This is a genomic window from Cupriavidus sp. UYPR2.512 (genome assembly GCF_000379565.1).
Lineage (GTDB): Bacteria > Pseudomonadota > Gammaproteobacteria > Burkholderiales > Burkholderiaceae > Cupriavidus.
Genome location: NZ_KB902931.1, coordinates 66,784 through 84,770 on the forward strand (window position 1 = coordinate 66,784; position 17,987 = coordinate 84,770).

Below are 17,987 nucleotides of genomic sequence, written 5' to 3' on the forward strand. Positions count from 1 at the left end.
GAACATCGCCACAGCGTACGCGTCCGTGCGCTTTGACAGGACTAACCCACCCGCAAGTCCGGCGGAAATGGCGCGCGCCGGTATGGGTAAGAGACCGTCAGGCAGGCGCTGGGGCCGGCAGCACGGTCGCATAGTTGACGCCGAAGCCGATCCGAGCGTAGTGCTGGCGCTCACACCAGCCGCGGAATACGACGGTGTCGCCGTCCTCAAGGAAGCCGCGCTGTTCGCCGTTGCCGATATCTACCGGTTGCGTCCCGGATACTGTGAGTTCGATCAGCGCGCCGGCCTCGCCCGGCGAGGGACCGGAGATCGTGCCGCTGCCCAGTAGGTCGCCGCTCTGAAGATTGCAACCTCCCATGGCGTGGTGAGCAATCATCTGGCTCAGCGTCCAGTACTGGTGGCGAAAGTTGGTACGGGTCAGCGTGCGTGGTTGCCGGCCCTGTGCCAACTGACGCGCGCTGAGTATCGAAACCTCTAGTTGGATGTCAAACGCGCCGGCTGCGTCATTCTCCGCCGAACGAAGGTAGTCAAGCGGCTGTGGGCGCTCTGGGTCGCGTGTCCAGCTTGCGCGGTAAGGCAGCAGTGCTTCGAGCGTGACGATCCACGGCGATAGCGTGGTAGCGAAGTTCTTGGCTAGAAACGGCCCGAGCGGTTGCATTTCCCAGGTCTGGATGTCGCGCGCGGACCAATCGTTGAGCAGGCATAGGCCGAAGATGTGCTGCTGTGCCTTTGCCAGCGGAATAGGCGTGCCACGTTCATTGCCGATGCCAATCACCGCGCCAACTTCCAGTTCGTAGTCGAGACGCTGGCACGGTCCATACACAGGTACTCCGCCCGGATCAGGGCGGTACTGCCCCATCGGTCGGTAGACCTGCTGGCCATTGACGCCGATGGAAGACACGCGGCCGTGATACGCGATCGGCAGCCAGTCAAAGTTGGGGTTCACCTCCAGCCCGAACTGGCGACAGCAGTTCACGGCGTGGTCGAGCGAAGTATAGAAATCCGTGTAGTCGCCGATGCGTACCGGGACCGCAAACTCGGCCGCCGCCTGCGGCACCAGCGTTTCGCGTACTGGACGCTCATGCACACCTTCTGCCGCCAGCAGCGCAAAGATTCCGTGGCGCAATGCCCGCCAGGCGCCCGGACCCAAGTCCAGCAGTGCATTTAGCGTCGGCGCTGCGGCGGCCCGCGTGGCCTCGGCGGCCAGGTCTTGCAGGCAGCCTGTGCCATGCAATGCGGCCAGGTCGACGATCTGGTCGCCGATCGCTACGCCGCCACGCCAGGCCGCGCCGCTGCCAAGCCGACGGAATATGCAGAGCGGAAGATTCTGCAGCGGAAAATCGCAGCCTTCAGCATTGGCGGAGTCCAGCCAGCTATGCCGGGAGGCATCATGGGTGTGGTTCAGTTCCATGGTGGTATCAGGCGGCATTCAGCGCATCGTCGAAGATGGCAACGGCGCGGGTCCAGCCGGCCGAGGCCCCGCGAATCTTGTGCGGGAAGCAGGAGATGTAGAAGCCATGCGGCGGCAGCGCCTCCAGGTTGTGCAGCTTCTCCAGATGGCAGTAACCGATGTTGCGGCCCGCCTTGTGGCCTTCCCAGATCAGCGAGGCGTCCTGTGTCTGGGCATACTTGGTGGCCGTGTGCACAAACGGCGCGTCCCAACTCCACGCGTCGGTACCGGTCAGCCGCACACCACGTTCGAGCAGGTACATGGTGGCGTCGAACCCCATGCCGCAGCCGGACGAGACGTAGTCAGGCTGGCCGTAGCGCTTGCCCGCACGCGTGTTGACCACCACGATCTCCAGCGGCTTGAGCACGTGCCCGATTCGGGCGAGTTCGGCCTCGACATCGTCGGCGGTGACCACATAACCGTCGTCCAGCTCGGTGAAGTCGAGCTTCACGCCCGGCTGGAAGCACCACTCCAGCGGCACCTCGTCAATGGTGATGGCGCGCTCGCGCTGCCCCAATGACTCATTCATGGTGCTGTGGAAGTGATAGGGAGCATCCAGGTGGGTGCCATTGTGCGTATTGAGCTGGACGCGCTCGATCGCCCAGCCTTCGCTGTCCGGCAGGTCGGACGGCCTCAGTCCCGGGAAAAAAGCCGTGACCTGCTCGGCGGTGGAGCGGTGCGACAGGTATTCGATCCGAGGGCCATAACCGGGAGGGTCGGAGACGACATCGTTTTCCAGGTAGATCGAGAGATCGACGAAGCGTCGAGTCATGGTGGAAGGTCCTCTGTGGTGATGCGTAAAAAGGGGGAGTTGCGGACTCAGCCGGCATTCAGCGACGGTGCGGCGCGCGGCGCGTTGGTCGCGCCCGCACCGGCTTCAGGCCCGGCGGCAGCGTGGCATGGTCCGTGACGAGAGCGTAGACCGGCAGCAAGTTTGGGGGGCATGATGGGTCTCCTGATTTGGCGCCCCTGTCCGAAGCAGGTGACGCTCATGTTTTTCCCTGACTGCACGATCGTGCAGTAGTAAGACACGAGGACTGTACGCTCGTACAGTCAAACTCTACAGTCGGGTAAACGCGGGTGTGGATGTGGCGAAATTGAGGTTCGCTACAATGGCGCATCTATATGGAGGCAGCATGGAAGGCAGGGAAGCGCGAAAGTCAGCGGTCGGGGCACGGGGCATGGCGCGAGAAGAAGCGCAGGGGCTGCCGATCCCGGAAGCGAGCAAGCGCGAACGCGTGCTCGATGCAGCGGAGCGCCTCTTCGCCGAGGGCGGCTTCGACGGCGTGTCGATGCGTGATATCGCAGCAGCCGCGGAGGTTGGCTTGCCGCTGATCGTTTACCACTTCGAGACCAAGCGAAATCTGTACCGCGCGCTGTTCGACCGGCGCAAGACGCTGTTCGAGGCCCGGCTGGCGGCCCTGCGCCAACCACTCACCGCTGGCGAGGACTCGGTGGAGCACATCGTGCGTGCATTCGTGGAGCCGGTAATGCGGATTCAGGACACTGAGGCCGGCATTGCCTATGCCAAGCTCGTCGCACGCGAGGCCTCTGATCCAAGAGAAGCTGAGCGCGGTATTGTTGCCGACTATTTCGACCCGCTCGCCATGGAATTCGTCAAGGCAATCCGCAAGGCTCTGCCAGGCAACAGCGACAGATATGCCCATTGGGCCTATCTGTTTGCCGTGGGAGCGCTGGTGATGAGCGTGTTCGACAGCCGTATCGAGCGTATCTCCGGCGGCAAGTTCAAGGCCGGCGACGTGCGTCACAAGTCCGAGTACCTGGTAACTTTCATCGCAGCGGGCATTCGCGCCGGGGCCGACCGGACGTCATCTAGGCGTTCCAGAGAATCATCCTTATGATGCAATTCGCCTGGAGTACAGATGTGTTCGAGGCTGGAAAAAACGTAGCCTCGCCACGGTCTCCAGGCCTATCGCGGTGACTTGGCCAGCCATCTCCGGGAAGCGCTCGCCAGCAAGATCAGCACCACGGCACTGCAGGAACAGACGGTGCATGCGTCAGTCAATTGCGGGTTCGAGAATTCAACGCGATTGCTTGATTTCGAATGCTCAAGTGGTCAAAAACCGGCAAGCAGCCCTATCCCGGGTGGATTTCTCGCCACCTCCCCGATGTTTCCTTACTATCCTGCAGCCGGCATCCTCCTGACGCGCTCAGGCTGTTTGTCCGCGAGTGAGCGGGGCCACAGGTGGGCCTAACGTAGCCTTCTGTCGTCGTTGCGCGCAACCCCGCTGATGCAATACAAGCGAATCTGTCCAACCGTGACCGGGGGCAGCACTCGCCCCATGTCTCTTCGCGGAACAGCGCAGGCTGGCCCCCTTGAAATTTGGGTGGCCAATTACTATTTTATTTTTGCTCAGGCAGTCGCGACCATTGCGCGCTGCGTGTTTCTGTTTGTTTGCCAGCAGCTTGGCAGGTGGATGGGAGCGCGTATGCCCCTTCGCCTCCTTGCTGCGTCGAAGGAGGATACGACAATGAGCGATCTATTCTTTGGAACTGACCTCTTCAGCGAACTCGACCGCATGCAAAGGCAGATGGCGAGCTTGTTCGGCGGCTTCCCATCCAGCATCCGCTCCGGCCGCTTCGGGGCATTTCCCCCCGTCAATATCGGCGCCACGGACGATTCCATCGAGATCGTCGCGTTCGCACCGGGGCTCAAGCCAGACCAGTTCGAGGTGTCGATCGACAAGGGCTTGCTGACCATCAGCGGCGAGCGCGAAGCCGCGCAAGCGGAGCCTGATCCGGAGGTCAGACTGTACGCGCAAGAGCGATTCACTGGCACGTTCCGGCGTGTGGTCGAATTGCCGCAGAGCGCCGACCCGGACAAAGTTCAGGCGCGCTATGCCAACGGCTGCCTGTCTATCAGTGTCGGCAAGCGCGAAGCCTCGAAGCCCCGGGCGATCACGGTCCAATAACGCGAGGAGAACGCCATGAACGAGACTACCCAAGTGGCTGAACGCAACCAGAACGCGGTGACAAAAGGTCAGGAAGACAGGTCGACGCCGACGATGACGCTGCTTCCCGCGGTCGACATCGTCGAGGACAGCAATGGCGTCACCCTCTGGGCTGACCTTCCAGGTGTGACCAGGGACAAGCTCGAGGTGAATGTTCACGACGGCAACCTCCATATCGAGGCGGAAGCGGTCGTACCTACGCCCCAAGGGCTGCGGGTCCAACACGCGGAAATTCGCCAGCCGCACTTCGCACGCGCTTTCTCGTTGAGTGCGGACCTTGACGCGTCAAAGATCGAGGCGAACCTGCAGGACGGCGTGCTCAAGCTGACGATCCCGCGTCGTGACGAAGCGCGTCCACGCCGCATTGCAGTCAACGTGGCGTGAGATGCCGTCGGCGGGTACCAGTGGCGTCCGCAAGGGCGCCACCGGTACCCGCGGAAATTGGCTGGACATTCGGTGAGGACAAGATGAAAACAGATCTGGGCAAATGGAACCCCTTCAAGTTCCTACGCAAATCGACAGAGGACAGGCAACCGACGGGTGGGACGTCGAATGTTCCCGCGCCAAGGCACGGGACACCGGACTGATGGCGTCGACCTCGATCACATCGATGCGAAGTTCGACCGAGGTGTACTGACGCTGCGTCTACCTAAAACCGGTACGTCGCAGTCTGCGGTGAGGACGATCGAGGTGAAGTGAGCGGAAGATGGCGAAATGGCGAACTGCGTCAAGATCATTGGCTCGCTTGAGCCTGCTGCGCTTAGCCAGGATATTCATGCTGGCCATGCATGGCGCCGCCCATGCCCTTTCTGGCATAGGCGACGCTCGGAACGCGCGGTGCTGGCTTGCGGCCCAGCAGCGAGGTCTTGAAATCGCCGAACTGGCCTCTATTTTGGCGGCAAGCACTTTCCGAGATGGAGACTTCGATGGAATTTGATTCTGAGTGGGTGACGCTAGGCAGGCATCGGGTGCGGCTCAAGTGCACGCGCGGTTTTCCTACCGAACGGACGCGGCGCGTGGCGGAGTTGGTCACAGTCGCGATCGATAACAACCTCAGCGCGCGGGCCCGCCTGGTGGACGTTACCGCGCAAGGCGATGCTTATGTGATCAGCATCGGCACGACGTTCGAGAAGGACAGAGTGGCAGCTCCCCACCTGGAAGTGGCCCTGGCCACGATGTTCGGCTTGTCGCCCGAGCAGGTCACGATTGACGTTGTCGTCGTCAGTCAGTCAGAGGTGGACGTGCATTTTGGCGTATATGAGCGGATGCTGGCAGAGAAGCTCGGCACCGTGCCGGCCATTCAGTGAAGCACCAGGATCGGGCCGCCTGGCCAATAACGCTTGCGGCTTGAATCCAGGACACCGGCGTTGACACGTGAATGCCCTGAACGGCGACCCGGACACGACCCGCCCGGCCGGTCCGCCGGAACGCTGCTTGCCGAAGCTGCCCGCATTGCGACGGCGACTGCAAGACCGTCTGTTGAAATGGTGCCCGTGCCAAGGCCATTGCAGGAGTGGGCATATGGAGAAGAAGTTCATCTGTCGAATGGCGACAAGCAGAACCTTAACCACGGCGAGTTCACCGCCATTACCGGGGAAGAGCCGCGCCCGCCGGCGCGGCTGCCGCAGAAACCACTGGCCGAAGAGCGTTGCTGCCGCGCTGCCCTGCCCCCGGGATCAATGCTGACTTGCCCCGGCAGCGCCGATCCCGGTCATCGCACGCACGAACTGCGCACCATAGCGCTGGCGCTCGGTGCCGGCCTGGGCAGAGCGGTCCAGCACCGATGCCAGCCAGGCGCTGGCGAAGGCCAGCGTCATCGAGAACAGCGCCGGGTTGGCATACGGGAAGATCGCCTTGTCATGATGCAGGATGCCCACCCAGACCGTCGGGCCCAGCACCAGCAGCGCCACCGCTGACGCCAGGCCGGCCAGGCTGCCCGCCACGGCGCCGCGCGTGGTCAGGCCTTTCCAGAACATCGACAGGAACAGCACCGGGAAGTTGACGGAGGCCGCGATCGCCAGCACCAGGCCGGACAGGAAAGCGATGTTCTGCTTCTCGAACATCACGCCCAGCACCATGGCCAGCACGCCGATCACCAGGGTGGCCGCCTTGGACACCCGGATCTCGTCCTTCTCGTTGGCCTGCCCGCGGCGGAACACGTTGGCGTACAGGTCATGCGAGACCGCCGAAGCGCCCGACAGGGCCAGGCCCGCCACCACCGCGAGGATAGTCGCGAACGCCACCGCCGAGATAAAGCCCAGGAAGAGATCGCCGCCGATCGCATGCGACAGGTGCACCGCCACCATATTGCTGCCGCCGATGATCTTGCCGGCCGCGTCGCGGTAAGCCGGATCCGCACCCACCATCACGATCGCACCGAAGCCCACCACCAGGATCAGCACGTAGAAGTAGCCGATGAAGCCGGTGGCGTAGAGCACGGACTTGCGCGCCTCGCGGGCGTCGGCCACGGTGAAGAAGCGCATCAGGATGTGTGGCAGGCCCGCCGTGCCGAACATCATGCCCACCCCGAGCGAGATCGCATCGATGGGATTGGACACCAGCCCGCCCGGCGACAGGATCGCCAGCCCCTTGTCATGCACCTTCGCCGCACCGGCGAACATGGCTTCCGGGCTGAAGCCGAAGTACGCCAGCACCATCACGGCCATGAAGGTCACGCCGCCCAGCAGCAGCGCGGCCTTGATGATCTGCACCCAGGTGGTGGCGAGCATGCCGCCGAACATCACATACAGCACCATCAGCAGGCCGACGATCACCACGGCGGACTCATAGCTGGTGCCGAACAGCAGCTCGATCAGCTTGCCGGCGCCGACCATCTGCGCCACCAGGTACATGATCACCACCGTCAGCGTGCCGCAGGCGGCGGTGATCCGCACCGGCTTCTGCGCCAGCCGGTATGACACCACGTCGGCAAAGGTATAGCGGCCAAGGTTGCGCAGCCGTTCGGCGACGATGAACAGGATGATCGGCCAGCCGGCCACCACGCCCAGCGCGTAGATCAGCCCGTCATAGCCCTTGTCGAACATCATCGCGGAGATGCCGAGGAAAGAGGCCGCGGAAACCATGTCGCCGGCAATTGCCAGGCCGTTCTGGAAGCCGCTCAGCCCACCCCCGGCGGCATAGAAGTCGGATGCCGAGCGCGTGCGGCGCGCGGCCCAGCGGGTAATGCCGAGCGTGAACAGCACGAACAGCATGAACATCAGGATGGCGCTCCAGTTCAGCGGCCGCGGCGCGGCATCGCCCTGGATTGCGGGTGCCGCCGCGGCGGCCGTGCTGGCAAGCCCGGCCAGGGCCGCGCACAGGTAACGGTTGGCGGCCTTCATGCCTGGCACTCCTTGCGCACGCGTTCATTGAGCGGGTCCAGGTCGCGGTTGGCCCGGTACACGTAGATCCCGGTCAGCAGCACGGCCGAGACGATCACCGCCACGCCGACGGGAAGGCCCACGGTCATCACACCCGCGCCGAGCGGTGTGCCGAGCGTGGCCGGCGAGAACGCCAGCAGCAGGATAAAGCCGAAGTAGATCGCCAGCATGACCAGCGTCAGCGACCAGCCCAGGCGGGTTCGCCCGTTGGTCAGTTGGATGAAATCGGGGTGGTTCTGGATGGTTTCCAGTCGTCGCGCGTCCATGGTGGTCTCCTTTGGCGCAGGGGTGGGCGTGGCGCCTCTGGGTGGGCGCCATCGGTGGATGAATTGCTGCGGCGTTGAATCTGCCGGCGGTTTGCTCCCCTCTCCCGCAGGCGGGAGAGGGGAGCGTTTGCCGCGGGCGTTGGTAGAGAACAGTGCTTCAGATCGCTCCGACCGGCTGCTCGTGCGTGATCTTGGGCCGCATATCGAGCACCCGCCGCGCCTTGCCGACCGTGGTGCGCTCGATGCCGTCCGCATCCACCACCTGCACGCGCGTGGTCACGCCCACGTAGGTCTTGATCTGGTCCTTCAGCTCGCGCTCCAGCGTCGCGCGGTCGTCGGCGCAGAGGGGAACTGAAGGTCCGGGCCGCGCTTCGACCCGCACTTCCAGCTTGTCCAGATGGCCGTCGCGGGTCACCACCAGCTGGTATTGCGGCGCCAGGGCCGGCGTCTTCAGGATCAGCTCCTCGATCTGCGACGGGAACACATTTACCCCGCGGATGATCAGCATGTCGTCCGAGCGGCCGGTGATCTTGCCGATGCGGCGCATCGAACGCGACGTGGGCGGCAGCAGGCGCGTCAGGTCGCGGGTGCGGTAGCGGATCACCGGCAACGCTTCCTTGGTCAGCGACGTGAACACCAGTTCGCCCTCTTCGCCATCCGGCAGCACCTCGCCGGTCACCGGGTCGATGATCTCGGCGTAGAAGTGGTCTTCCCAGATCACCGGACCGTCCTTGCTTTCGATGCATTCGCATGCGACGCCCGGCCCCATGACTTCAGACAGTCCGTAGATGTCCACCGCGTCGATGCCGGCGCGGGCCTCGATCTCGGCGCGCATCGCATCCGTCCACGGCTCGGCGCCGAAGATGCCGACCTTGAGCGAGCTTTCCGACGGGTCCATGCCCTGGCGCTCCATCTCCTCGATCAGGTTCAGCATGTACGACGGCGTCACCATGATGATGCTGGGCTGGAACTCGCGGATCAGCTGTACCTGTTTCTCGGTCTGTCCGCCGGACATGGGGATCACCGTGCAGCCAGCCTTCTCGGCGCCGTAGTGGGCACCCAGGCCGCCCGTGAACAGGCCATAGCCATAGCTGACATGGACCAGGTCGCCGGCGCGGCCGCCGGCGGCGCGGATGGAGCGCGCCACCACGCTGGCCCAGGTATCGATATCCTTCGCGGTATAGCCGACCACGGTCGGCTTGCCCGTGGTGCCGCTCGACGCATGCACGCGCGCCACCTTCTCGCGCGGCACGGCGAACATGCCGAAGGGATAATTGTCGCGCAGGTCCTGCTTGGTCAGGAACGGAAACTTCGACAGGTCTGACAGCGATTGCAGCTGGTCCGGATGCACCCCGGCCGCATGGAAGGCCTTGCGGTAATGCGGCACGTTGTCGTAGGCATGGCGCACGCTCCATTTCAGCCGTTCCAGCTGCAGCGCCTGCAGTTCGTCGCGGCTGGCGCGCTCGATCGGCTCCAGCTCGTTGGGGTTGGGGATGCGTTGAACCATTGTCTGCTCCATCATCGTTATGATTGCGCCGCATGGGTATCGGGGCCGGCGCCGGGTACTACGACTGCTAGCTAGTCCACTGAATCATTGACATGGCAGGCACCGACCAATTTCAGGGATTCAGCGGACCAGTCCATCAGATATGGGAACGGCTCTGCACCACGCGGAAGCGGTTGGCGACGAAGGCCGCATCCGACAGCGAGGCATTGGCCGCCGGGTTGGCGCCGGTGGCATGGAAGTCGCTGAACGCGGCCGACTGGTTGACGAACACGCCACCGGTCAGGTTCAGCGACAGCGCCACGCCCGCGTCCTCGGCGGCATCGCGGATGGCCTCGGTCACGCCGGCATCGGTGGTGTAGGCCGACAACGTCAGTGCGCCATGTTCCTTGGCGCCGCGGTGTGCCAGCGCGATGCTGTGCGCGGTGTTGTCGGTGGCGACGATGAACGAGATCGGGCCAAACAGCTCCTGCATGATCTTGCCCTCGTCGCTGGCGTCCACCTTGAGCACCAGCGGCGTACGGATGCGCGCGCCGGGGAACTCCGGGTGCTCCAGCACGCGGCTGTCGGCGACGATCTCGCCCAGTGCGCGCGACGATTCGATGCGCTGCACCACCCCGTCGTTCTGGATCGCGCCCAGCAGTTCCACCGCCTTGGCCGCATCGCTGGTGAGCCTGGCCACGCCCTCCCCGATCGCCGCGGCCACCTGGTCGAAGCCGAGATGTCCTTCCGGCGTGTCGATGCCATCCTTCGGCACATAGATGTTCTGCGGTGCCGTGCACATCTGGCCAGAGTACAGCGCCAGCGAGAACGCGATATTGCGCACCATGCCCTTGAAGTCGCTGGTGGAGTCGATCACGATCTGGTTGACGCCGGCCTTCTCGGTATAGACCTGAGCCTGGTGCGCATTGCGCTCCAGCCAGTCGCCGTTGGCGCTGCTGCCGGTGAAGTCGATCAGGCGCACTTCCGGGCGCAGCGCCAGCCTGGACGCCATGTGCTCGGTCGGGTCGTTGGCCACCAGCGTGACCAGGTTGGGGTCGAAGCCGGCTTCCTGCAGCACCTCGCGCGCCACCTCGACGGTGATCGCCAGCGGCAGGATTGCGCCCGGGTGCGGCTTGACCACCACCGCGTTGCCGGTCGCCAGGCTGGCGAACAGGCCGGGATAGCCGTTCCAGGTCGGGAAGGTGCAGCAGCCGATCACCAGGCCGACGCCGCGCGGCACTACGCTGTAGCGTTTCTCCATGCGCAGCGGCTCGTTCTTGCCTTGCGGCTTCTCCCAGACAGCCTGCTTCGGGATGCGGCGCATCTCGTCCCAGGCGTAGGCCACCGCTTCCAGCCCGCGGTCCTGCGCGTGCGGGCCGCCGGCCTGGAAGGCCATCATGAAGGCCTGGCCGGTGGTGTGCATCACCGCGTAGGCGATCTCGAAGCTGCGGCGGTTCAGGCGCTGCAGGATTTCCAGCGAAACGCCGACCCAGGCCTGCGGCCCGGCCTTGCGCCAGGCCGGCATGCCTGCAGCCACGCCGGCAAAGAGCTGGTCGAGGTCGGGCTTCGGATAGGTGATGCCCAGCTCCGCGCCGTAGGGCGAGACTTCCTTGCCCGCCTGGCCGACGGTGCCCGGCTGCGACAGCGCGAACGGCTGGTTCAGGCGGGCGTCAAAGGCAGCCTTGCCGTCGGCGTTGGCGGTTTCGCCGTAGACCCTGGGGCTCGGCATTTCGGTGAACGGGCTCCAGTAGCCGCGCTCGGCAATGGCTTGGGTGGCTTGTTCCAGCAGCGCCTGGTGGCGTTCAAAAAACGGATGGGACACGGCTTGCTCCGGGGGCAGAATGGTTTGTGTAGGGTTCGGGGTGGCGGCAAGGGATGGCCGCGGGAAGCGCTTCAGGTTTCCTGGTCGAAGTCGATCACCAGCTTGTCGCTGACGGCGTAGCTCTGGCAGCTGAGGATGAAGCCGCGCGCCACTTCATAGTCCTCAAGCGCAAAGTTGACGTCCATGTCGACCTCGCCTTCGATGCGCTTGCAGCGGCAGGTCGAGCAGACGCCGCCCTTGCATGAGTAAGGCAGCTCGATGCCTTGCGCCAGCGCGGCATCCAGCACCGTCTCCTTGTTCTTCTCCAGCGTGAAGGAACGCGTGCGGCCGTCCTGGATCACCGTTACCTCGCACTGCTGCTGACCCACCTGCTGGTGCGCATGCGCGGCCGGGCGTGCCGAGGGGATGCTGGTGGCAAACAGCTCGCGCTTGATGCGGGCCTTGTCCACGCCGTTGTCGAGCAACGCCTGCGACACCTCTTCCATCATCGAATGCGGGCCGCAGATAAAGGCGACGTCGATGTCCTGCGGCTTGACCCAGTGCTTCAGCAAGGCATTGACCTTCTCGCCATCGATGCGGCCGTTGAAGAGATCGATGTCCAGCTGCTCGCGGCTAAGCACGAACACCAGGTTGAAGCGCTGCAGGCAGGTGTCCTTCAGGTCTTCCAGCTCTTCCTTGAACAGCACCGACGACGAGGCGCGGTTGCCGTAGAACAGCGTGAAGCGGCTTTCCGGCTCGGCTTGTAGCGTGGTCTTGATGATCGACAGCATCGGCGTGATGCCGCTGCCGGCGGCGAAGGCCACGTAGTGCCTCGCTTGCGCGGCAGACAGCGGCACGTGGAAGTGGCCGGACGGGGGCATCACTCCGAGCTTCATGCCGGGCTGCAGTTGTTCGTTGGCCCAGTTGGAGAACAGGCCGCCGTCGACGCGCTTGATCGCCACGCGCAGCTGCGCGTCCTGCACCGCCGAGCAGATCGAGTACGAGCGGCGCACGTCCTCACCGCCGATGCCGGTGCGCAGCGTCAGGTGCTGGCCCTGGATGTAGCGGTAGGTGTCGGCCAGCTCATCCGGCACGGCAAAGGTCACGGCCACGGCATCGCGGGTTTCGCGGGTGACCGAGGCCACGGTCAGTTCATGGAATTTGCTCATCTCACTACCTCGCTCAGGCTCAGTGCGCCTTGAAGTAATCGAACGGTTCCTTGCAGTCGCCGCAGCGGTACAGGGCCTTGCAGGCGGTCGAGCCGAACTGGCTGACCAGCCTATGCGGGTGAGGCATCCGAATGGGACGGCCGCTGGACCCTGGTGATGGTGCGCGGTGACGTACGCGCCACGGTCAGGCAGAAGCTGAAGCGGGAATTGCTGTGGGAGGGCTTCGGCGCTATCGCGCCAGGGGTGATGGCCCACCCTAATGCGGACCTCGGCTCGCTGCGTGAAATCGTCCAGGCCGCACGCGCGCAGGACGATGTGGCGGTGATGGAGGCAAGCAGCCTTGAGGCGTTTTCCATCCGGCCGCTGCAGGCGCTGATGCACCAGACCTTCAAGCTCGGCGACGTGGCCGCTGCCTGGCAGGCACTGCTGCGCCGCTTTACGCCGCTGGCCGGAGACGCCGCCGGGCTTGCTCCGGCCGATGCCTTCTTCGTGCGGACGCTGCTGGTGCACGAATACCGGCGCGTGCTGCTGCGCGACCCCAACCTGCCTGAAGCGATGCTGCCGCAAGACTGGCCCGGCCGCACCGCGCGCGGCTTGTGCCACACCCTGTATGGGGCGCTGCTCGGTGCAAGCGAAGACTACCTGCACCGCGTGGTGGAAGTGGCGGACGGTTCGCTGCAGGATGCCAACCGGAGCCTGCGCCTGCGTTTTGGGGCCAGCGCGCAGGCGGCCAACGGCAATTAGCCGGGCTACGGGGTATCCCGGATGCGAAACCGCGCACTGAATCAGCCGTCCTTGAAGAGGAAGCTGTAGGCGTTCAATGCCGGCACCCCGCCCAGATGGGCGAAGAGGACTTTCGATCCTTCCGGAAACTCGCCGCGACGGACCATGTCGATCATGCCCTGCATGGACTTGCCCTCATAGACCGGGTCGGTCATCATGCCTTCCAGCCTGGCGCTGAGGCGGATGGCTTCCAGGGTGCCCGCAGAAGGCAGGCCGTATTCGGGTCCGCCATAGCGGGTGTCCAGCACCACGTCCGCTTCAGTGATGTCACGGCCGAGGTCGACCAGCTCCGCGGTATGGCGTGCGATGCGCAGGATCTGCGCGCGCGTCGGCTCCGGCTTGGCCGATGCATCGATGCCGATGACCCGGTCCGCGCGGCCGTCGGCCGCGAATCCCACCACCATGCCCGCCTGCGTGCTGCCGGTGACCGAGCAGACGACGATGTAGTCGAAGCTGAAGCCGAGTCCGGCTTCCTGCTCCCGCACTTCCTCGGCGAACCCCACGTAGCCGAGACCGCCGAGCGGATGCTCCGAGCAGCCTGCCGGAATCGGGTAAGGTTTCCCGCCCGCCTTGCGCACGCTCTCCATGGCATCTTCCCAGCTTGGGCGAATGCCGATGTCGAACCCTTCGCTGACCAGGCGCACGTCGGCCCCCATGATGCGCGACATCTGGATGTTGCCCACGCGGTCATAGACCGCGTCTGAGTAGTTGACCCAGTTCTCCTGCACCAGCACGCACTTCAGCCCCAGGTGGGCCGCGATGGCGGCAACCTGGCGCGTGTGGTTCGACTGGATCCCGCCGATCGAGACCAGCGTATCGGCGCCCTGCGCCAGGACGTCCGGAATGACGTATTCGAGCTTGCGCGTCTTGTTGCCGCCAAAGGCAAGGCCGCTGTTGCAGTCCTCGCGCTTGGCATAGAGCTCGACCTTGCCACCCAGGCTTTCGCTCAGCCGCGATAGCGGATGGATCGGCGTCGGGCCGAAGGTCAGGGAATGACGCGGAAATTGCTTCAGGTTCATGACTGGCTCCAGGTTGTGGTTGACATGCGGGCGCTGGGCAGCCGCAAAGCCCGGTATTCGCACGGAAGCCGCGCGACGCCGCATCTGGAATCATCATAAGAAGGCTGAGACGAAAGGTGCTTGCAAAGATCCGCAACTTCTTGCACGATAAAAAGCCACGAAGCACCATGAAATTCTCTTTATTTCGTAGAAATGGCCACATCCAGAATAAAATTTCGTACGAAATCCGAGACCTCCCCGCAGCCCGCGCCGGTGCTGGATCGCACGGACAAAGCCATCCTCCGCGCCTTGCAGCGCGATGCGTCCCTCTCCAACCTGGCCCTGGCGGCCAAGGTCAGTCTCAGCCCGCCCGCATGCCTGCGCCGCGTAGAACGACTGAAAGCGGATGGCCTGATCCGCGGCGTCGTGGCGCTGCTGAACCCGGCTCCCCTGGACGCGGGGATGCTGGTCATCATCGGTGTCGTGCTGGACAGGTCCACGCCCGAGTCCTTCGCCGCCTTTGAGAAAGCGGCGCAGAAGGTATCAGGCTGCATGGAATGCCATGAAGTCACCGGCGAGTTCGACTACATCATGATGCTCAGGACGAAGGACAGCGAGAGCTTCAACCGCCTCCACGCGGAGCAGTTGCTCTACCTGCCGGGCGTGCGGCAGATTCGCTCGTTCATGGTGCTCAAGCAGGTGCTGTCGACGACGCAGTTTCCGATTTGAGGATCGGTCTGGATCCGGCTGCGCGGACGAAGAGAGGAGACAGGGAGGGAAATTCGGGGCCTGGGCGAAGCAGGAACCCCAGGGCCGTCGCTGCCGGGGTTCCACCCGGCCAGCCCCTTGAGCATTGGGGCTGGCGCGCAGTCCATCGCTCAGAATGAGCGCGGCAGGCCCAGGACGTGTTCGGCGACGAAAGAGTAGATCAGGTTGGTGGAGATCGGCGCCACCTGGTACAGCCGTGTTTCCCGGAACTTGCGCTCAACGTCGTATTCGCAGGCAAAGCCAAAGCCGCCGTGGAACTGCAGGCAGGCGTTGCCGGCCTCCCAGCTGGCCTTGGCCGCCAGGTACTTGGCCATGTTGGCCTGGGCCCCCATGGGCTCGTGCTTGTCAAACAGTTCGCAGGCTTTCCAGCGCATCAGGTTCGCCGCTTCCAGCTCGATGAAGGACTCGGCAATCGGGAACTGCACGCCCTGGTTCTGGCCGATGGGACGGCCGAAGACCTCGCGCTCCTTGACGTACTTGGTCACGCGGTCAATGAACCAATAGCCGTCGCCGATGCACTCGGCCGCGATCAGCGTGCGCTCGGCGTTCAGGCCATCGAGGATGTACTTGAAGCCCTTGCCCTCTTCACCGATCAGGTTTTCCTCGGGGATTTCCAGGTCCTCGAAGAACAGTTCATTGGTCTCGTGGTTGACCATATTGGGGATGGGGCGCACGGTCAGGCCCTTCTTCTGCGCCTCGTGCAGGTCCACCATGAAGATCGACATCCCCTCGCTCTTCTTCTTCACCTCGGCCAGCGGCGTGGTGCGCGCCAGCAGGATCATGAAGTCGCTGTGCTGGACGCGGCTGATCCAGACTTTCTGGCCGTTGATGACGTAGCGTCCGTCCTGCTTGACCGCCGACGTCTTGATCTTGGTCGTATCCGTGCCGGTGGTGGGCTCGGTCACGCCCATGGACTGCAGGCGCCATTCCCCCGAGGCGATCTTCGGCAGGTATTTGTCCTTCTGGGCCTTGGAGCCGTGCCGCAGCAGCGTGCCCATGTTGTACATCTGGCCGTGGCAGGCGCCGGAGTTGCCGCCGCAGCGGTTGATCTCTTCCATGATGACCGAGGCTTCGGTCAGGCCCAGGCCGGAACCACCGTACTCCTGCGGAATCAGCGCCGCCAGCCATCCCGCCGCGGTCAGCGCATTGACGAAGGCCTCGGGATAGGCGCGCTGCTCGTCCACCTTGCGGAAGTACTCATCGGGAAACTCGGCGCAAAGCGCGCGGATGGCGTCGCGGATTTCGTGGAAGTTGTTCGATTGGGTCTGTTCGATCATGGCGCTTGCCTTGCGTTCGGTCTGTGGCGTTCGGTCTCAGGCGGACGGCCGCCTCCTTGTGATAACCGCAATAGTCGCGGCGTTCGGCCCGGTGGACAATCAGCCTTTCCGAAAGCGCGCCTTCCACCGGGGTTAAGTCCCGGCGGGGCCTGCGGGGCCATGCACCGGCCGGGGCCTTTCGCTTTCGCCAAAGTCCACCATTGGCATTGTCAAATAGCGCGAACCCCGCTTTGGCGACATGCTCCGGGCTATCCGGCGCATGCGCCGCCTGACCGCCGACTGACCGCTGCCCCGTGGACATGCACCCCCTCGCCTCCCGCCTGCAAGCCCTGATCCGCCCCGCAGACCATATCTGGTGGGGGCAAGCCACCGCCGAGCCGCTGACGCTGACGCGCGCACTGGTGGAGCACCGCCACGCCATCGCCCAGGGCGGACGGCTCAGTGTCTTTGTCGGCATCGGGCAGTCAGACACCTTGCAGCCGGCCCAGGCCGACGTGCTCGACTTCTTCGGCTACGCCGCCAGTGGCCCGCACCGGCAACTGGCCAGGGCCGGCGTGCTGGACATCGTGCCCAGCCACTATTCGCACCTGCCCGGGCTGATCCGCCAGGGCACGCTGCGGGCAGACGTGGCGCTGGTTCAGGTCTCGCCCGCCGACGAGCAGGGGCGCCACAGCCTGGGGCTGGTGCATGAATACATCCCCGCGGCGCTCGACCGCGCCCGCGTCATCATCGCCGAGGTGAACCCGCAGGTGCCGTGGACCCACGGCAGCCGCTACCTGACCGCGGACGACATCGACCTGCAGGTCGAAGCGCTGCACCCGCCGATCAGCCTTGAGCGCAGCGCGCCCGGCCCGGCCGAACAGGCGATTGCACGCCACATCGCCGCTTGGGTGGAGGATGGCGCCACCCTGCAGATGGGCATCGGCAACCTGCCTGAGGCCGTGGTGGCGGCGCTGCATGGCCACCGCGACCTGGGCCTGCACAGTGGCGCGATCGGCGACGGCATTGCGGCGCTGGCCGAAGCCGGGGTGCTGACCAACGCACGCAAGAGCATCGATGCGGGCGTGGGCATCGCCGGCATCCTGATGGGCAGCGAACGGCTGCGGCGCTGGGCGCACCGCAATCCGCAGCTGCAGCTGCGCGAGACCGCCTATACCCATCACCCCGAGGTTCTGGCCAGCCTCGACAAGCTGACTGCCATCAACTCCGCCATCGAGGTCGACGTCACCGGGCAGGTGAACGCCGAAGTCGCCGCCGGCGTCTATGTCGGCGCCGTCGGCGGTGCCGTGGACTTCCTGCGCGGCGCCGCGCGCAGCCGCGGCGGCCTGCCCATCGTCGCGCTGCCGGCGACCGCCAAGGGCGCGAGCCGCATCGTGGCGCAGTTGTCCGGCCCGGTCAGCACGCCCCGCTCGGACGCGGGCCTGATCGTCACCGAGCACGGCGTGGCCGACCTGCGCGGCCAGACGCTGTCGCAGCGCGTGCGCCGCATGCTGGATATTGCCGCCCCCGAACACCGCGCGGACCTGGAGCGCCAGGCCCACGCCCTGCTGCGCCAGTGCGGCGCAGTCTTTGTGGCCCTTCCCGGGGACACGCTGACCGACTGACCTATTTGCTCACCCCAACACAGAGTTCCAAGG

Annotated in this window: 18 protein-coding genes and 1 pseudogene; 9 read left to right on the forward strand and 10 right to left on the reverse strand. The window is 64.7% G+C overall.

Annotated elements, in window-relative coordinates; genetic code table 11:
- Positions 1-97 precede the first annotated feature (97 nt).
- Both fahA and A3A5_RS0111965 read right to left on the reverse strand, forming a co-directional pair.
- On the reverse strand, positions 98-1,411 hold the full coding sequence (fahA, locus tag A3A5_RS0111960; RefSeq protein WP_026200690.1) for a fumarylacetoacetase: 1,314 nt from the start codon (positions 1,409-1,411) through the stop codon (positions 98-100).
- Positions 1,412-1,418: 7 nt separating this feature from the next.
- Positions 1,419-2,222, reverse strand: coding sequence for a cyclase family protein (locus A3A5_RS0111965; RefSeq protein WP_018310809.1), 804 nt, complete (start codon positions 2,220-2,222; stop codon positions 1,419-1,421).
- Between the two features lie 364 nt (positions 2,223-2,586).
- Here A3A5_RS0111965 and A3A5_RS0111970 point away from each other — a divergent pair, with 364 nt between their 5' ends.
- The 6 genes from A3A5_RS0111970 (at position 2,587) to A3A5_RS0111990 (ending at position 5,729) form a co-directional block, all read left to right on the forward strand.
- On the forward strand, positions 2,587-3,312 hold the full coding sequence (locus A3A5_RS0111970) for a TetR/AcrR family transcriptional regulator (protein ID WP_035812387.1): 726 nt from the start codon (positions 2,587-2,589) through the stop codon (positions 3,310-3,312).
- 630 nt (positions 3,313-3,942) lie between these two features.
- Positions 3,943-4,383, forward strand: coding sequence for an Hsp20/alpha crystallin family protein (locus A3A5_RS0111975; RefSeq protein WP_026200692.1), 441 nt, complete (start codon positions 3,943-3,945; stop codon positions 4,381-4,383).
- Between the two features lie 15 nt (positions 4,384-4,398).
- Positions 4,399-4,806, forward strand: a complete 408-nt coding sequence (locus A3A5_RS0111980) for an Hsp20/alpha crystallin family protein (protein ID WP_018310812.1) — start codon at positions 4,399-4,401, stop codon at positions 4,804-4,806.
- A gap of 168 nt (positions 4,807-4,974) precedes the next feature.
- Complete coding sequence (locus A3A5_RS44675) at positions 4,975-5,121, forward strand: Hsp20 family protein (protein ID WP_018310813.1); 147 nt, start codon at positions 4,975-4,977, stop codon at positions 5,119-5,121.
- Between the two features lie 46 nt (positions 5,122-5,167).
- Complete coding sequence (locus A3A5_RS43225; protein WP_157637202.1) at positions 5,168-5,359, forward strand: hypothetical protein; 192 nt, start codon at positions 5,168-5,170, stop codon at positions 5,357-5,359.
- Complete coding sequence (locus A3A5_RS0111990; RefSeq protein ID WP_018310814.1) at positions 5,349-5,729, forward strand: hypothetical protein; 381 nt, start codon at positions 5,349-5,351, stop codon at positions 5,727-5,729. Before A3A5_RS43225 ends, A3A5_RS0111990 begins: the two co-directional genes overlap by 11 nt.
- A 369-nt stretch (positions 5,730-6,098) precedes the next feature.
- On the opposite strand, the gene A3A5_RS0111995 is transcribed toward A3A5_RS0111990, so the two are convergent.
- The 6 genes and pseudogenes from A3A5_RS0111995 to A3A5_RS41320 form a co-directional block, all read right to left on the reverse strand.
- A complete protein-coding gene (locus A3A5_RS0111995; RefSeq protein WP_018310815.1) occupies positions 6,099-7,763 on the reverse strand; it encodes a cation acetate symporter in 1,665 nt (554 codons plus the stop codon).
- On the reverse strand, positions 7,760-8,068 hold the full coding sequence (locus A3A5_RS0112000) for a DUF485 domain-containing protein (RefSeq protein WP_018310816.1): 309 nt from the start codon (positions 8,066-8,068) through the stop codon (positions 7,760-7,762). Before A3A5_RS0112000 ends, A3A5_RS0111995 begins: the two co-directional genes overlap by 4 nt.
- Before the next feature lie 157 nt (positions 8,069-8,225).
- Positions 8,226-9,575 (reverse strand): phenylacetate--CoA ligase PaaK, encoded by a 1,350-nt coding sequence (gene paaK, locus A3A5_RS0112005; protein WP_018310817.1) that lies wholly within the window; start codon positions 9,573-9,575, stop codon positions 8,226-8,228.
- 136 nt (positions 9,576-9,711) lie between these two features.
- Complete coding sequence (gene paaN / locus A3A5_RS0112010) at positions 9,712-11,376, reverse strand: phenylacetic acid degradation protein PaaN (RefSeq protein ID WP_018310818.1); 1,665 nt, start codon at positions 11,374-11,376, stop codon at positions 9,712-9,714.
- Positions 11,377-11,447: 71 nt separating this feature from the next.
- Positions 11,448-12,524 carry a 1,2-phenylacetyl-CoA epoxidase subunit PaaE gene (gene paaE, locus A3A5_RS0112015; protein WP_018310819.1) on the reverse strand — a complete coding sequence of 359 codons (1,077 nt, stop codon included), beginning with the start codon at positions 12,522-12,524 and terminating at the stop codon, positions 11,448-11,450.
- A 19-nt stretch (positions 12,525-12,543) separates the two neighbouring features.
- Positions 12,544-12,636: pseudogene (locus A3A5_RS41320) on the reverse strand (phenylacetate-CoA oxygenase subunit PaaJ); the annotation flags it as partial.
- 44 nt (positions 12,637-12,680) lie between these two features.
- Here A3A5_RS41320 and A3A5_RS38320 point away from each other — a divergent pair.
- Positions 12,681-13,268 carry a PaaX family transcriptional regulator C-terminal domain-containing protein gene (locus A3A5_RS38320; protein WP_018310821.1) on the forward strand — a complete coding sequence of 196 codons (588 nt, stop codon included), beginning with the start codon at positions 12,681-12,683 and terminating at the stop codon, positions 13,266-13,268.
- 41 nt (positions 13,269-13,309) lie between these two features.
- Here A3A5_RS38320 and A3A5_RS0112030 read toward each other — a convergent pair whose 3' ends face one another.
- Positions 13,310-14,326 (reverse strand): 1-aminocyclopropane-1-carboxylate deaminase, encoded by a 1,017-nt coding sequence (locus tag A3A5_RS0112030; protein WP_018310822.1) that lies wholly within the window; start codon positions 14,324-14,326, stop codon positions 13,310-13,312.
- A gap of 192 nt (positions 14,327-14,518) precedes the next feature.
- On the opposite strand from A3A5_RS0112030, the gene A3A5_RS0112035 reads away from it, so the two are divergent.
- Positions 14,519-15,034, forward strand: coding sequence for an Lrp/AsnC family transcriptional regulator (locus A3A5_RS0112035; protein ID WP_198293132.1), 516 nt, complete (start codon positions 14,519-14,521; stop codon positions 15,032-15,034).
- Between the two features lie 149 nt (positions 15,035-15,183).
- Here A3A5_RS0112035 and A3A5_RS0112040 read toward each other — a convergent pair whose 3' ends face one another.
- Entirely contained in the window at positions 15,184-16,350 is a 1,167-nt protein-coding gene (locus A3A5_RS0112040) for an acyl-CoA dehydrogenase family protein (protein ID WP_018310824.1), read from the reverse strand.
- Between the two features lie 299 nt (positions 16,351-16,649).
- Between A3A5_RS0112040 and A3A5_RS0112045 the strand changes: the two genes are divergently transcribed.
- Positions 16,650-17,954: an acetyl-CoA hydrolase/transferase family protein gene (locus A3A5_RS0112045; RefSeq protein WP_018310825.1), complete on the forward strand. Its 1,305-nt coding sequence runs from the start codon at positions 16,650-16,652 to the stop codon at positions 17,952-17,954.
- Positions 17,955-17,987 lie beyond the last annotated feature (33 nt).